At 56.9% G+C, this 14,338-nt stretch carries 13 protein-coding genes; 9 read left to right on the forward strand and 4 right to left on the reverse strand.

Features of this window, described 5'->3' with window-relative positions; translation table 11 throughout:
* Positions 1-153 precede the first annotated feature (153 nt).
* The gene (locus A9G06_RS14815) at positions 154-1,062 is read left to right on the forward strand and encodes a LysR family transcriptional regulator (protein WP_069555717.1); all 909 of its coding nucleotides are present in this window, start codon (positions 154-156) and stop codon (positions 1,060-1,062) included.
* Positions 1,063-1,146: 84 nt separating this feature from the next.
* Here the strand turns inward: A9G06_RS14815 and emrD are convergent, their stop codons facing one another.
* The 3 genes from emrD to A9G06_RS14830 form a co-directional block, all read right to left on the reverse strand.
* A complete protein-coding gene (gene emrD / locus A9G06_RS14820) occupies positions 1,147-2,343 on the reverse strand; it encodes a multidrug efflux MFS transporter EmrD (protein ID WP_005333920.1) in 1,197 nt (398 codons plus the stop codon).
* A gap of 261 nt (positions 2,344-2,604) precedes the next feature.
* A complete protein-coding gene (locus tag A9G06_RS14825) occupies positions 2,605-3,267 on the reverse strand; it encodes a glutathione S-transferase N-terminal domain-containing protein (RefSeq protein WP_069555718.1) in 663 nt (220 codons plus the stop codon).
* A 168-nt stretch (positions 3,268-3,435) separates the two neighbouring features.
* Complete coding sequence (locus A9G06_RS14830; RefSeq protein WP_064342011.1) at positions 3,436-3,891, reverse strand: hypothetical protein; 456 nt, start codon at positions 3,889-3,891, stop codon at positions 3,436-3,438.
* Positions 3,892-4,090: 199 nt separating this feature from the next.
* Here A9G06_RS14830 and suhB point away from each other — a divergent pair, with 199 nt between their 5' ends.
* Positions 4,091-4,894: an inositol-1-monophosphatase gene (gene suhB / locus A9G06_RS14835; RefSeq protein WP_069555719.1), complete on the forward strand. Its 804-nt coding sequence runs from the start codon at positions 4,091-4,093 to the stop codon at positions 4,892-4,894.
* Between the two features lie 406 nt (positions 4,895-5,300).
* On the opposite strand, the gene A9G06_RS14840 is transcribed toward suhB, so the two are convergent.
* Entirely contained in the window at positions 5,301-6,932 is a 1,632-nt protein-coding gene (locus A9G06_RS14840) for a methyl-accepting chemotaxis protein (protein ID WP_069555720.1), read from the reverse strand.
* A 338-nt stretch (positions 6,933-7,270) separates the two neighbouring features.
* Here A9G06_RS14840 and A9G06_RS14845 point away from each other — a divergent pair, with 338 nt between their 5' ends.
* The 7 genes from A9G06_RS14845 (at position 7,271) to A9G06_RS14875 (ending at position 14,107) form a co-directional block, all read left to right on the forward strand.
* Positions 7,271-8,203: a ZIP family metal transporter gene (locus A9G06_RS14845; RefSeq protein WP_005361496.1), complete on the forward strand. Its 933-nt coding sequence runs from the start codon at positions 7,271-7,273 to the stop codon at positions 8,201-8,203.
* 170 nt (positions 8,204-8,373) lie between these two features.
* Positions 8,374-9,066 carry a 5'-methylthioadenosine/S-adenosylhomocysteine nucleosidase gene (gene mtnN / locus A9G06_RS14850; RefSeq protein ID WP_069555721.1) on the forward strand — a complete coding sequence of 231 codons (693 nt, stop codon included), beginning with the start codon at positions 8,374-8,376 and terminating at the stop codon, positions 9,064-9,066.
* Positions 9,063-10,025, forward strand: coding sequence for a cobalamin biosynthesis protein (locus A9G06_RS14855; RefSeq protein ID WP_069555722.1), 963 nt, complete (start codon positions 9,063-9,065; stop codon positions 10,023-10,025). The genes mtnN and A9G06_RS14855 overlap by 4 nt, the downstream gene beginning before the upstream one ends.
* Positions 10,018-10,875, forward strand: coding sequence for a cobalamin-binding protein (locus A9G06_RS14860; protein WP_069555723.1), 858 nt, complete (start codon positions 10,018-10,020; stop codon positions 10,873-10,875). Before A9G06_RS14855 ends, A9G06_RS14860 begins: the two co-directional genes overlap by 8 nt.
* A 146-nt stretch (positions 10,876-11,021) precedes the next feature.
* Positions 11,022-12,026 carry a UDP-N-acetylglucosamine 4,6-dehydratase (inverting) gene (gene pseB, locus A9G06_RS14865; RefSeq protein ID WP_069555724.1) on the forward strand — a complete coding sequence of 335 codons (1,005 nt, stop codon included), beginning with the start codon at positions 11,022-11,024 and terminating at the stop codon, positions 12,024-12,026.
* The gene (pseC, locus tag A9G06_RS14870) at positions 12,023-13,156 is read left to right on the forward strand and encodes a UDP-4-amino-4,6-dideoxy-N-acetyl-beta-L-altrosamine transaminase (protein WP_069555725.1); all 1,134 of its coding nucleotides are present in this window, start codon (positions 12,023-12,025) and stop codon (positions 13,154-13,156) included. The genes pseB and pseC overlap by 4 nt, the downstream gene beginning before the upstream one ends.
* 21 nt (positions 13,157-13,177) lie before the next feature.
* A complete protein-coding gene (locus A9G06_RS14875; protein ID WP_216093220.1) occupies positions 13,178-14,107 on the forward strand; it encodes a class I SAM-dependent methyltransferase in 930 nt (309 codons plus the stop codon).
* The last annotated feature ends 231 nt before the right edge of the window (positions 14,108-14,338 follow it).

Genomic DNA, 14,338 nt, shown 5'->3' on the forward strand with positions numbered 1-14,338 from the left:
GCCTAAAAATGCAAACTGCATTCAAGTTTAGAGAGGCGACTGACGCAAAACCAATGAAATAAATCTATATTCTGATAGAGTTGCTCTATCGAAGATGTTTTTTCAATTGATTAATTCTTCAATAGCCGATTCCACTGCCTCCACAACAACCAGATGAACATCAAGCAACTTCACTACTTTCACGAGCTGGCCAAACACCGGCATTTTGCCAAAGCGGCCAAAGCCTGCCACATCACCCAACCGACCCTCTCGGCCAGCATTACCGCGCTGGAAAAGAGTGTCGGCACCGATCTGGTGGTACGCACCAGCCAGTTTGTCGCCCTGACCGAGGCCGGCGAGCTGGTGCGCCAATATGCCGAACGGATGTTGCTGGAACAGGAGGCGCTCAAGCAGGAGCTGGCCCTGTTCCAGGGCGAACTCTCCGGCACCCTGCGCATCGGCATCGTGCCCCAGTCCAATCTCGACATCATGCCGTTTATCGCCCGCTACAAGCAGCGCTATCCCGACATCGTCATTCGCCTGTCGGTGCTCAGCAACGAAGCCCTGCTATCACAGCTGGAGCTGCATCAGTGCGATATCGGGCTGGGATTTGATGAACCGGTTGGCGGAACTGGCCGGCGCGCCTTTCACGTCTACCCGCAAGGCGCCAATCAGATGGCGGTTCTGATGAACCGTGACGAAGCGGATCTGTACCCGCACAGCGGCGACATTGCGCTTGCTGAACTGCAGCAACAGCCGTTGGTGCTGCCCAGCCGCACCATGCAATTTCGTCAGTATCTGGATCGCGCCGCCGAGCAGGGGGGAACCTCGCTCAACGTGGTACTGGAGACTGACTCGCTGTTCCATCTGGTCAGCGCCGTACGCCACCGGCTGGGCTGGGCCATCGTCAGCGCAGGCCTCGCCCGCTCTGCCAGCAAGCTCTCGGATCTCGTTTGCCTGCCACTCGCTCCGCTGGAGAATATCGGCCACACCGCCTTCATCACCCGCCAGCACAGCGTCACCCCCGCCATGCGCGCCTTTCTTGAGCTGGTGGCAGAAGGTGAATCGGCAAACGCGCCTTGACGCAGGCCGAGCGGTAAACCTCATCCGGTTCTGGCAAAGAAAAAGCCCGCCAGAAGGCGGGCTTTCAAAGAGCAAGCGCGGGCATCAAATCGCCATCTGCTCGTGCGGCGAGCCGTGGTGGCGCAGCCAGACAAAACTCAGCGCCACGATCAGCACCATCAGGGTCATGATGGCCCCCAGAGTCACCTGACCGGTCATCGGGAAACCGGCCGCCAGAAGGGTCACCACACCAGCACCCAGATTCTGCATCCCGCCGAGAATGGCCCCCGCGGTGCCGGCCTGACCCGGGAAGGGCTCGATGGCGCAGGAGGTGGCGGTCGGGTAGAGAATACCGCTACCGATGAAGTAGACGGCAGCACCACCGACCAGCGAGGCGGCACTCACCACCCCGAACAGCCCCGGCACCAGAATGATGAGGGAGCCGAGCGCCAGAAAGGCGATCCCCAGACGCATCAGCTTGCCCTGAGTCAAACGGAAGCTCAGCTTGGCAGAGAGCCAGGCCCCGAACAGATAGCCGGGCAGCGGCAGCACGAACAGCACGCTCACGGTGCGGGCGCTCAGTTTCAGCACATCGCCGAGCAGCACACCGGCCGCAGCCTCGAACACTGCCAAACCGGCAAAGGTCGCCATCAGGCAAAGCAGGTTGCCCTGAAACTTGGGGTTGCCCAGCACATGGCGATAGGCAGCACCGACGCGCAGTGGCTGACGGGCAGCAGCAGGCAGAGTCTCACCAAACCAGGCCATGATCGCCAGAGTGGCTACGGCACCAAAACCGAACAGGAACCAGTAACCGGCGCGCCAGTTGAACAGCTCGGTCAGCCAGCCACCCAGCACCGGGGCCAGTAGCGGGGAGAAGATCACCCCCATGCTCACCAGACTGTTGGCGCGGTTGAGCTCGGCGCCATTGTAGCGATCGCGCATCACGGTACGGCTCATGGCGCCACCGGCACCGGTACCCAGCCCCTGAATAAAGCTGCCCACCAGCAGGGCGGCAAAATGGGGGATGACCTGAATGATCAGGGTGCCCACCAGAAACACCATCATGCCGACGATCAGCACCGGACGACGACCGATGCGATCCGACAACGGCCCGTAGACAAACTGGGAGAGGCCATAGGGGATCAGGTAGCAGGCCATCACCGCCTGCAGCTGGCCCGAGGCCACATTGAAGTCCCCCGCCATCATGGGAATGGAGGGGACATAAAGGGTCTGGGTCATCTGGCCCACAGCGACCATCAGAATGGTCAGTAAAAACAACGGATAAAAACTGTGCCGATCCATATCAGTCCCAAAAAATCGAAAAAATGCTGCCGCCCTCTGGCACAAAATGGCCCAGAGGAATCTGATCACAGAGGCTGTGATGCAATCAAAAACAGTGTTGGAAACAGTAGGCGGGGAGCCCGCCAGACCACCGCACAGGACGCTTGGTGGTATGGGGGCATCATAGTGATTCAGCTCACAAAAAACGAACGAATCTTTATAATCGGCTTGCCTTAGTTTTTCTAATATTACGGGGCATTTCGCCCCGTCCGCAGTTAGAAATCAACGCGTTACCATCTGTTGCGCCTGCTTGATCAGCTCATCTGGCTGCTCTTTGCGCGGCGGTATGGTGATCCCCTTCTGGCAGGCAGGTTTCTGTGCCATCCGATCCATCCAGGCTTGCAGATGGGGCAATCCCTCGATGGAGATGCCGCTCCAGTCATAAATACGCACCCAGGGCCAGGTGGCAATGTCGGCGATGCTGTACTCGTCCGCCAGATATTCATGATGGGCCAGATGGCTGTCGAGCACCTCGAACAGGCGGCGCCCCTCCTTCTGGTAGCGTTCGATGGCGGCGGGGATCTTCTCGGGGAAGTAGCGGTAGAAGACGTTGGCCTGCCCCATCATGGGTCCTACCCCGCCCATCTGGAACATCAACCACTGGATGGCCTGAAAGCGGCGTTTGGGATCCGCCGGCAACAATTTGCCCGCCTTCTCCGCCAGATAGATAAGGATGGCGCCCGACTCGAATACGGCAAAATCGCCGTTATCCCGATCGACGATGGCCGGAATGCGGCCGTTGGGGTTGATGGCAAGAAACTCGGGCTTCTTCTGATCCAGCGCCGAAAGATCGAGAGGAATGACCCGATAGGGCAAACCCAGCTCTTCGAGGGCGATCGCCACTTTGAAACCATTGGGGGTCGCGGCGGTGTAAAAGTCGATCATGATTCACTCCTTGTTGGTCATAGCCAGATTGCACGGTTGGAACTCGGTGCAACACCATAGCCGCCTCATCTTGCAACAAGTGACCGGCTCCAGACCATTAAAAAGCGGCGCACCGTAGGCCAAACAAGGCCACGGTGCGCCGCTGGTGCGCTCTGGCGATGGTAGATATTAGTTGATCATGGCGACCGGCTTGCGCTGGCGCAGCATGATCAGGCGGGAAAGCAGCGGGAAGTAGGACTCCAGCTTGCGCAACAGCACCCGGCTGCAGGCAGGCTCGGCCAGCTCCGACTCATCCAGCACGATGCCGTTTGAGACAAAATAGAAACGGGGGTCACGCACATCCGGCCCGCAGACCGTCAGCTCCTTGTCTCCCTTGCGGATCAACAGCGGCAAGACCGGCAAACCGATCGTCTCATCCTCTCCCCGGGCAAATCCGGCATCCTGCCAGGGCGCATCGCCGTCGATCAGCAGGATCGCCGCCTCCGTCTTGGCCGGTTGCCACTGGGCCAGGGGGGTCACGGTGATGTGGGCAAAATGATCACCATACTCGGGTGATGACCGCAAGATGGCCAACAGTCCCTCGCTGGCCGCTGACACGTTCTGACTCACTAATGACAAATTCATGGTTCACATCCCTATGCTCATGACAGCCTGTATCCGGCTGCTGGGATAAGACTAGCGCAGATCTGGTCTATATTGGAGCCGTCAAATCTGGCAGTGGCAATCAATTGGTCGTAGGGGGATAACAGTTGCCATCGCACAAAATACTGGTATCATACCGCGTCCTTTTATCCCCCGTTCTTTAACATCCAGTGGTGAACCTATGCATCCGATGCTGAATATCGCCGTGCGCGCTGCGCGCAACGCCGGTCAAGTTGTAGTAAAAGCCTTCTCCCAGCCTGAGAACATTGAGGCTATCCAAAAAGGCAGCAATGACTTCGTGACCAACGTTGACCGTGAAGCCGAAGCGGCCATCATTCACACCATCAAAAAATCTTACCCGGAGCACAGCATTGTTGCTGAAGAGTCTGGTGAGATTGCCGGTACCAATCCGGACTACCAATGGATCATTGACCCACTGGATGGCACGACCAACCTTGTCAAAGGCATTCCGCACTTTGCCGTTTCCATCGCCCTGCGCGTGAAAGGCAAAACCGAACAAGCCGTTGTTTACGATCCCATCCGCGACGAACTGTTTACTGCTACCCGTGGTAGCGGCGCACAGCTGAACGGCTACCGCATCCGTGTCGGCAAAGCCAAAGAGCTGGCTGGCACCGTACTGGCCACCGGTTTCCCCTACAAGCAAAAGCACCACATCGAGTCCTACCTGAAGATGTTCCAGAGCATGTTCATCGAATGTGCCGACATCCGTCGCTCCGGCTCTGCCGCACTGGATCTGGCCTACGTGGCTGCCGGTCGCGTCGACGGTTTCTGGGAAATCGGCCTGAAACCCTGGGATACCGCTGCCGGTGAACTGCTGGCCAAAGAAGCGGGTGCCATCGTCACCGACTTCGTAGGTGGTCACAACTACGAAAACTCCGGCAACATCGTGGTTGCCAACCCGCGCGTCCTGAAAGAGATGCTGGGCAAGATCCGCGAAGATCTGCCGGAGTCTCTGGCCAAATAAGCCAGCCTTCGAGCAGACAGATAAAAAAACCGGCGCAAGCCGGTTTTTTTATTGCTGCGATATACCCTGTCAGAGCATTCCAACCAACTGCTTATGCTCTTCTTCCCCGTAGCGCACGCCCCAACAGCTCGCCCCGCTCCCCCTCCCCAAAACCGTTCGTCGCCTTTCTCTGGTTAGCAAATTCGCCTTAACCAACCTTCTTGAATATCACCGCACACAGGCCGGGATAATCATCTGCCCCCCCCTGTTTACCCTGACCTTCATCCTCTTGCGAAGAACCCCAACCATCAGGCCTCGTACCCATCGCCAGATAAAAAACACCCGGCACATGGCCGGGTGTCGTGAGGGCATGCAAAACGCCCCGACTTTTTATGAATGAAGAGGCCGGCGTACGCCAGCCCCTTTATCAGGCGAGGCGGAAGCGGCCGATGGTCTGCTTCAGACCCACCGCCAGCTGGCTCAGTTCCAGACAGGCGCGGGCAGTATGGTCAGCGCCGAGAGCCACCTCGTTGGCGGACTCGTTGATCCGCTCGACGTTGCGGCCCAGCTCGTCGGAGACCGCATCCTGTTCGCCGCAGGCGCTGGCAATCTGGATCGCCATGTCGGCAATCTGGGCGACAGCCTCTTCGATCTGCTGTATACCGGTGCCGGTCTGCTCGCTTTGGGTGACGCACTGTCGGATCATGTCACAGCTCAGCCCGGTCACCTCTTTGGCCTGATTGGCGCGAGACTGCAGGGTTTCGATGATGGCGACGATCTCGCCGGTAGAGGCCTGGGTGCGGCCCGCCAAGGTGCGCACCTCATCGGCAACCACCGCAAAGCCACGGCCCTGTTCACCGGCACGAGCAGCCTCGATGGCGGCATTGAGAGCCAGCAGATTGGTCTGATCGGCAATGCTGCGAATAACATCGACCACTACGTTGATCTGGGCGGATTCACGCTCCAGTTCGGCCACCAGCGTGCCAGCCTGCTCAATCTCTTCAGCCACACGGGTGATCGCCACCAGCGAACGCTGCACATCCTGGTTGCCTTTGCGAGCCAAGGTATTAGCCGCACTGGCAGACTCAGAGGTATGCTCTGTATTGCCCGCCACATCAGCAACGGTCGCCTTCATCTGGGTCATGGCCGTCGCCACCAGCGAAATCTCTTGCTGCTGACTCTGAATACCCTTGGCAGACTGTTCGGAAACCGCACTCACTTCGTCAATCGCTGCACCCAGCTGGGCAACCGCAGCCACGACCTCTTCAATCAGACCACGCAGATTGTCCTGCATCTTGAGGGAAGCTTTGGCCAGCATGCCAAGCTCGTCGCGACCGATATGCTGACGCTCCAGCTGATGAGTCAGATCGCCGGCGGCAATGGCGTTGGCCTGAGCCACTACCGCTTGCAGCGGCAGGCAGATCTGGCGGGTCAGGAACCAGGTCATCACCACCATGAACACCAGCAGAGCACCAATGCTCACCATGGCGAAAGTGATCACCATGCTGACGCTGCCAAGCAAGCTGCTGCGGTTTTCCTTCACAAAACCGAGGTTCACATCGATCAGAGCATTAACTGCCCGCTCCAAAGAACCAAAAGCAGCATTCGAGGCAAATAACTGTGCCTTGGCCTGCTCTTGTTGTCCTTGTACCAGCAGTTGATCAAACTCGTTCACTGCACCTTGGTAACTGAGCCACTGTTGTTTGGCCTGATTAAACACCTGACGCTCATGATCAGCACCGACGGTCGCCTCATAAGCGTGAAATGCGTTGTCTACTTTCTGGATATTCTGCTGGATCCGGCTGCGGCGAGCTTGCAGATCAGCGGCATCGTTCACCATCAGCAAGGCGAACTGGGCACGACGGACATAGGAGACGTCATAGAGCAAGGTTTCGACCGACAGGACACTCGGCAGCGTAGAGTCGGTAAAGTTCAGCACCCGATCACGCACACCGCGCAATTCGCTGGAGAGAAAAACACCGAAGAGAACGTTGACTGCGGCAATGACCGCAAAAACCACGGCAATCTTTTTGCCGATGGAGAGATTCTTGTAAAACATAGTGGCGGGTGATCCTCTACTGCTGACAGGCGAATGGAGTGTGGCGATCACGTCCCTATGAGCAAATCCCCGGACCTTCCTGACGGGAAAGAATGCAGAACACCGGGAAGATAGGGTTCCGCAAAGGCGCGCACTCTAGCACAAAGCGACCACACCCTCACTTTTCTTTAAAAATTAAAAGCAACTTAACAAAACCAAGAATCGGAGCCAGATCACAAAAAACTTCATATTCACCTGACACCATTTTCTCGATAGTGGCAATCGCCTTGCAGGCATGGACAAGGGGCGGCCAAGTGGATGTAATGCCACCATCCACTTTGCACACTCGAGGTCATGCCATGGACCATCTCTCAGCTCTTCCTCCGTTATCCTGGTCACAGCAACTGCGTAGCCAGATGCAAAGCCGCCCACTCACTGCCCTCGGTCTCTTTATCGCGCTGGCTGCCGTCTTGTTGCTGCTGTTGCAGAGTCTCATCATGCTCGCTACCGGTGAGGTGACCAGCGGCGTGCGCTACGGCCTGATCGGTGGTGCCGCCGGATTTGCCGCCACCGCCATCGGCGCCCTGCCCGCTCTGTTTCTGCGCTCGGTACCGCAAAAGGTAGAGGACACCATGCTGGGCTTTGCCGCCGGCATGATGTTGGCGGCCAGTGCCTTCTCTCTGCTGCTGCCGGGGCTGGAGGCCGCCGAGGGGATTACCGGCAACGGCTTTAGCGCCGCCGCCGTGGTGGTGGTAGGCATGACCCTCGGGGTGCTGTTGATGCTGGGACTGGATCAGTTCACCCCCCACGAGCATGACAAGACCGGCCCCTGCGGTCCCGGCCACGAGAGCTGCTCCCGGGTCTGGCTGTTCGTCTTTGCCATCGCCCTGCACAACCTGCCGGAGGGGATGGCCATCGGGGTCAGCTTCTCGCAGGGGGATATGTCGGTGGGGCTGCCGCTTACCACTGCCATCGCACTGCAGGATATTCCGGAAGGATTGGCGGTGGCGCTGGCCATGTGCGCCGCCGGTTTTCGCCCCTCGGTGGCGGTGCTGGTTGCCATCGCCAGCGGCCTGCTCGAACCGGTTGGCGCCCTGCTAGGGGTCGGGCTCTCCAGCGGCCTTGCCATCGCCTACCCCATCGGACTTGGGCTCGCCGCCGGCGCCATGCTGTTTGTGGTCTCGCACGAGGTAATTCCGGAGACTCACCGCAACGGTCACCAGACCTATGCCACCCTCGGCCTGATGGCAGGCTTTGCCCTGATGATGACCCTCGACACCGCGCTCGGCTAAAGGCCCCTCTGCTCTCTAACCAATGCTGTTGTTGTCACCTGCGGCGCCTCCATATGGGGCGCCGCGTTTCATCTCTCCTTTCGCTTGTGCCTCTCGGCGCCGACGCCATCTTTTGTTATGATCTACAGCAACTTAAATTCAGCCACACGGCTATCAAGACGAGGTCAGCAATGAAAGTAGGTATTATCGGCGCCATGGAGCAAGAAGTGGCCCTGCTGCGCAGCCAGATGAGCAACCCCACCACCCTGCAACTGGGCGGCTGCGAGTTCTATCAAGGGGAGCTGGCAGGCAAAGAGGTGATCCTGACCCGCTCCGGTATCGGTAAGGTCGCCGCCAGCGTTGCCACCAGCCTGCTGCTGGAAAAATTTGCCCCCGACTGCGTCATCAATACCGGCTCTGCCGGCGGCTTTGCCCAGGACCTGCACATCGGTGATGTGGTTATCGCCAGCGAGATGCGTTTCCACGATGTGGACGTGACCGCCTTTGGTTACGAGATGGGCCAGATGGCACAGCAACCCGCCGCCTTCCCCTGCGACGAGAAACTCATCGAGATCGCTCAGGATTGCATCGCCGAGCAGGGCAAGCACCAGACCAAGGTCGGCCTTATCTGTACCGGCGATCAGTTCATGTGCAAACCGGACGCCATCGCCAAGGCTCGCGCCGACTTCCCGCAAATGCTGGCGGTCGAGATGGAAGGTGCCGCGATCGGTCAGGTGTGCCACATGTTCAAGGTGCCCTATCTGGTGGTACGCGCCATGTCCGATATCGCTGGCAAGGAACAGGTTGAATCCTTCGATGCCTTCATCGAAGTGGCCGGCAAGCACTCCGCCGAAGTGATCATCAAGATGCTCGGCAAGCTGTGATCGAGACCGGCTCGCTTGATTTGATGGCCGACGCCCTCCTTTCGACGACGGCGGCCATTCTGGTAGGTGTTGCCCTGCTGGAGGCGGTGATCCCGTGGCCATCCCATCTGCGTCTTTCGGCCGTCACGCCCCTGCTGACCCGGCTGGGACACAAGGTACACAGACCCGATGGTTCACCCGGCCAGCAAATGCAGGCCGGACTGCTGGCAATGCTGGTAGTCTGGCTCCCCTGCGCCGCCGGGCTCTGGTCGCTGCGCAATCTGGCCCTGAGCGAGCCGATCTTCGACCTGCTGTTCCTGCTGCTGATGCTCGAATCCCGTCCACTGCGCGAACTCGCCCATGCCACCCGCTCGCTCGCCACGCAGGAGACCCTGCCGCTGGCGAGATTGCAGGCGACTCCCTGGCTCAAACGGGAGACCGGTAAACTCTCGACCATGGGGCTCGCCAAAGCGGTGACGGAGAGCTGCGCCCTGCGTCTGGTGGGCCAATGGGCTGGCCCGCTGCTGGGGTATGTCCTCGTCGGGGTGCAGGGCGCCCTGCTCTGGCGGTTGGTACAGCTGATGAGCCAGGGCTGGAGCATGAAGGATCCCGCGTTTGGTTATTTTGGCCGAGCTGCCAGCGCCCTCTATCAGGGGCTCAATGCACCCACCATCCTGCTGCTGGGGCTGCCACTCCTGCTCCCGCGGCTCAAGCAAGCCACTCAATTGCTGCGCAGTGGGACGCTCTGGCCCTATCCCGCGATGGGGATGCTGCTCACTCTGCTAGTAGATAAGTGCCGGACCCGCCTTGGCGGCCCCCGCTACTATCAGGGAACCTTGCAACGCTGGCCGATACTTGGCAGCGGTGATGACCCCGACGGTGAGTCACCACGCAAGGTCCTCAATATTCTGCAAGGGTGCGGCTGGGGCTGGTTGATACTGGCGCTGGTTGTCACGGTAGCGGGGTTATTTCATGGGTAGAGTGTTGCGCTTGCCTGTCTGGCTGCCCTGCGTGCTGCTTGCCTGGTTGCCCAGTGTCCTGCAGGCTGCAACGCCGACCCGTGTGGTGAGCGTGGTACCCCACCTGACCGAACTGCTTTATGACATCGGTGCCGGCGACAAACTGGTGGCCATTGACGATGCTTCCGACTACCCAGCCGAGGTGAAAACCAAGCCAAAGGTAGCGAATTATCGCAGCATCAACGTCGAGGCTGTGCTGGCGCAAAAGCCGGACCTGATCCTGGGCTGGCGCTCGGCTCAGTCACGCATGCTGGCCCCGCTGGAGCTGTTGGGTATCCCGGTTTTCTACTCGGAGCCCACCGATTTTGCCTCGCTGGCTAACGAGATGCGGGCGCTGGGCAAATTGCTTGGGGTGGAGAAGAGTGCCAACGAAGCCGCCGATCGCTATCTGGCACGTCTGCATTCCCTGCAACAGTTCTATGGCCAACCAACCGGCGTCAAGGTGTTCTACCAACTCTGGTACCCGCCACTCACCAGCGTCAGTGGCAATGCCTGGCCGGCTCAGGCAATCGAACTCTGCGGCGGGATCAACATCATGGCAAATGCCAAGACCCCTTACCCTCAAGTGGACATGGAACAGGTGATCAGAGCCAACCCATCGCTGATCCTTGCTGGGAGTCAAGATCCTGACGCTCTACGTCACTGGCTGAAGTGGCCTAATCTCGACGCGGTGCAGCATCAGCGACTCGATTTGATCAACTCGGATGAGCTGCACCGATTCACCCCGAGAGCCCTCAATGCAGTGGAGCAGATTTGCCAAGCTATCCAGCTAAGCTCGCAAAGCAACCAGCACATCTTGATAAATCACTGATGATGAGGAGCGACCTGAGGTGTTCTGGGTAGTAACCAAATCTTTAAAACTGTTTTTGTGAATGGATCACACTCTTTGCCAAAAAAGCTGGTACTTTATTTGCTAGCATATGATTCATCTACTGTTTTTATGACGAGATGCCCACAATGTTCAACGATAAAACGCTACTGATCACAGGTGGCACCGGCTCGTTTGGCCAACGATTGGTCAAGACAGTACTGGAACGTTATAAACCGAAACGCCTTATCATCTATTCTCGCGACGAGCTGAAACAGTTCGAGATGCAGCAGGAGTTTAACGACCCCTGCATGCGCTATTTTATCGGTGATGTAAGAGACACCAACCGCCTTACCATGGCAATGCGTGGTGTCGATTACGTGGTCCATGCAGCCGCACTGAAACAGGTTCCAGCTGCTGAATACAACCCCATGGAGTGTATCAAAACCAATATCCATGGTGCTGAAAACGTCATCCAGGCCGCCTTGCTCAATCAAGTCAAAAAAGTTATCGCCCTCTCCACTGACAAAGCCGCCAACCCAATCAATCTCTACGGTGCCACCAAACTGGCATCAGACAAGCTCTTCGTGGCAGCAAACAACATTGCTGGTCAGGATCCCACCCGTTTTGCCGTGGTTCGTTACGGTAACGTGGTAGGTTCTCGCGGATCTGTCGTCCCCTTCTTCCAGAAGCTGATTGACCAGAATGCAGATGCGTTGCCCATCACCCATGAGGAGATGACGCGTTTCTGGATCACTTTGCAGCAAGGGGTGGATTTCGTTCTGGATAATTTTGGGCGGATGAAGGGAGGGGAAATATTCGTTCCCAAGTTGCCATCCGTCCGAATTACGGATCTCGCCAGTGCTATGGCGCCGAACCTGCCACACAAGATCATCGGTATCCGCCCAGGAGAAAAACTTCACGAAGTGATGTGCCCTGCCGATGACTCTTATCACACCTTTGAATTTGATGACTTCTTCGTGATCGGCCCAACAATCAACTTCAATAATCGCAACAACGACTTCTCAAAGACCGCTGCGGGCGAAAAAGGAAAGATGGTCGAGCAGGGATTTGAATACAACTCTCGAAGCAACCCTGACTTTTTCTCCATTGAACAGCTGCAGAAGATGAACCAGAGCAAGGTAGCAGAATGATCCCCTACGGCCGTCAATCTATCAGCCAGGCAGATATCGATGCTGTCGTGGAAGTTCTCACGTCCGACTTCCTGACTCAGGGGCCAGTCGTTCCTCGCTTCGAGCAAGCGGTTGCCGACTACTGTGGAGCTAAATTTGGGGTGGCGGTCAGTTCAGGTACTGCAGCACTCCATATCGCCTGTCTGGCGCTGGGCGTTGGCCCCAGCGACTGGGTCTGGACATCCCCCATCAGCTTCGTGGCATCAGCCAATTGCGCTCTCTATTGCGGTGCACAAGTCGACTTCGTCGACATTGAGCCCGATACAGGGAACATGTGCGCAGTGGAGCTGGAGAGGAAACTGATTGCCGCCAAGGCGGAAGGAAAACTACCCAAGGTGGTCATACCGGTGCACTTTGCCGGCCTCCCCTGCGATATGAAAGAGATCCATCGCTTGGGGCAAGAGTATGGCTTTCGGATCATCGAGGATGCCTGTCACGCCCTAGGGGCTCGCTATCACGATGAACCCACCGGCAACGGCCGCTACAGCGACATCACCGTCTTCAGCTTCCACCCGGTGAAGATCATCACAACCGGCGAAGGGGGCATGGCCATGACTAACGACCCTGCGCTTGCCAAGACGATGCGCATGCTCCGCAGCCACGGCATCACCCGCGAACCGGAAGACTTTATCAATGAACCAGACGGCCCTTGGTACTATGAACAACAGATGCTCGGCTTCAACTACCGGATGACCGATATCCAAGCTGCGCTAGGGTTGAGTCAGATAGCCAATCTGGAAACCTGGATCCTTAAACGCGGAGAACTGGCCCGACACTACTTTGAAGAGCTGGCACCTGAGCTGCTCCCTCGCTACTTCAGCTCAGAGCGCCGTAGCGCCTTTCACCTGTATGTACACCATGTAGCCCCAGAGCAACGCAAGGCCCGATTCCAGCAACTTCGTGAACAAGGTATAGGTGCAAACGTGCATTATATACCGATCTACAAGCAGCCTTGGTATCAACGCAAGCAGCAAACATCCCTGCCTCAGGCAGAACAGTTTTACTCCGGAGCGATCACCTTACCACTGTTTCCAAGCTTGAGCTCTGCCCAGCAGGGCCTCATTCACGCCAATTTGTTGTCAACGATCTGATATCGAGCCGCGGAGCGCCTTATGCACATTCTGATCTACGGAACCTCGACCCAAGCGCTGCATTTCTTACCGGCCTTGGCATTGAACTATACGCTGCTTGGCTTTGTCGATAGTGACCCAGCCAAACAGGGCTCGCTCTGGATGAACAAGCCGGTTTATCACCCCAGTCAGCTCGCGGGACTCCAATTCGACAAAATCCTGATCGCCAGCAGTTTTGTCAGCGACATAAACCTGACGCTAGCCAGTTATGGAATAGAGCCGGGTATTCCGGTCACAGACCTGACGGAAGTCCTGCAAACTAGTAGCGAATATGACCAAGCCATGCGAGCCGTACGCTCTAAATCCGAGGAACGCCTGCCCAAGATCCCGCTGCAACAGCAGCATATCGAAGGCACCACCCTGTTAACAAATCGCTCGTCCTTGCTTCGGCTGCTACCCAAACAGGGTATAGTTGCCGAGCTAGGCGTGGCAGCAGGGGATTTTAGTCGCCAGATATTGGATGTTTGCCAACCCACAGAGCTTCACCTGATTGATACCTGGGGCTCGGAGCGTTACGGCGAAACACTTTACTCAAAAGTCAAAGCACAGTTTTCAACCAATCAAAGCCCAGCACGACCAGTCGTTTCAATTCACCGCCAGACTTCACTCGATGCACTGCAACAGTTTCCAGATGATTACTTTGATTGGATCTATATCGATACCACCCATAGCTATGAACTGACACGAGATGAATTACGTGGGTATGCCAATAAAATTAAACCTAATGGCATCATTGTCGGTCATGACTATATGCAGGGGAATTGGAGATCTCAATTACGCTATGGTGTTATTGAAGCGGTACATGAGTTCTGTGTGGAGTACAACTATCGATTCCGTTACCTGACAATGGATATTTCTGAGAACTTAAGCTTTGCCATAGAAAAAATTCCTGACCCAGTCGATTCATACTAAGTTGTATTTAATAAGGTCTCCCACTGACTATTATTTTTAATGCTTGACATGAATTTTTACACTAAGCAAGTGGAAGTAGTTTAATTATACTAATCCCTACCAATATGAACTCACTTGCTCACACAAAAATTAACCGGCGCTGTTTCCCAAATCAACCATCAAGCCACAACTGCCCCAGCCCCAAGTGACCGTTACACTCGGGGCTTTCTGACAGGTAGACCAAGGGTATTC

Source organism: Aeromonas sp. DNP9 (genome assembly GCF_001728955.1).
GTDB classification, from domain to species: Bacteria; Pseudomonadota; Gammaproteobacteria; order Enterobacterales; family Aeromonadaceae; genus Aeromonas; species Aeromonas veronii.

Coding starts and splice junctions, on each gene's coding strand:
- A9G06_RS14830 (WP_064342011.1), bottom strand. CDS start 3,891: ATGAATTTGTCATTAGTGAGTCAGAACGTGTCAGCGGCCAGCGAGGGA.
- A9G06_RS14845 (WP_005361496.1), top strand. CDS start 7,271: ATGGACCATCTCTCAGCTCTTCCTCCGTTATCCTGGTCACAGCAACTG.
- A9G06_RS14840 (WP_069555720.1), bottom strand. CDS start 6,932: ATGTTTTACAAGAATCTCTCCATCGGCAAAAAGATTGCCGTGGTTTTT.
- pseC (WP_069555725.1), top strand. CDS start 12,023: ATGATCCCCTACGGCCGTCAATCTATCAGCCAGGCAGATATCGATGCT.
- A9G06_RS14875 (WP_216093220.1), top strand. CDS start 13,178: ATGCACATTCTGATCTACGGAACCTCGACCCAAGCGCTGCATTTCTTA.
- pseB (WP_069555724.1), top strand. CDS start 11,022: ATGTTCAACGATAAAACGCTACTGATCACAGGTGGCACCGGCTCGTTT.
- A9G06_RS14860 (WP_069555723.1), top strand. CDS start 10,018: ATGGGTAGAGTGTTGCGCTTGCCTGTCTGGCTGCCCTGCGTGCTGCTT.
- A9G06_RS14815 (WP_069555717.1), top strand. CDS start 154: ATGAACATCAAGCAACTTCACTACTTTCACGAGCTGGCCAAACACCGG.
- suhB (WP_069555719.1), top strand. CDS start 4,091: ATGCATCCGATGCTGAATATCGCCGTGCGCGCTGCGCGCAACGCCGGT.
- emrD (WP_005333920.1), bottom strand. CDS start 2,343: ATGGATCGGCACAGTTTTTATCCGTTGTTTTTACTGACCATTCTGATG.
- mtnN (WP_069555721.1), top strand. CDS start 8,374: ATGAAAGTAGGTATTATCGGCGCCATGGAGCAAGAAGTGGCCCTGCTG.
- A9G06_RS14825 (WP_069555718.1), bottom strand. CDS start 3,267: ATGATCGACTTTTACACCGCCGCGACCCCCAATGGTTTCAAAGTGGCG.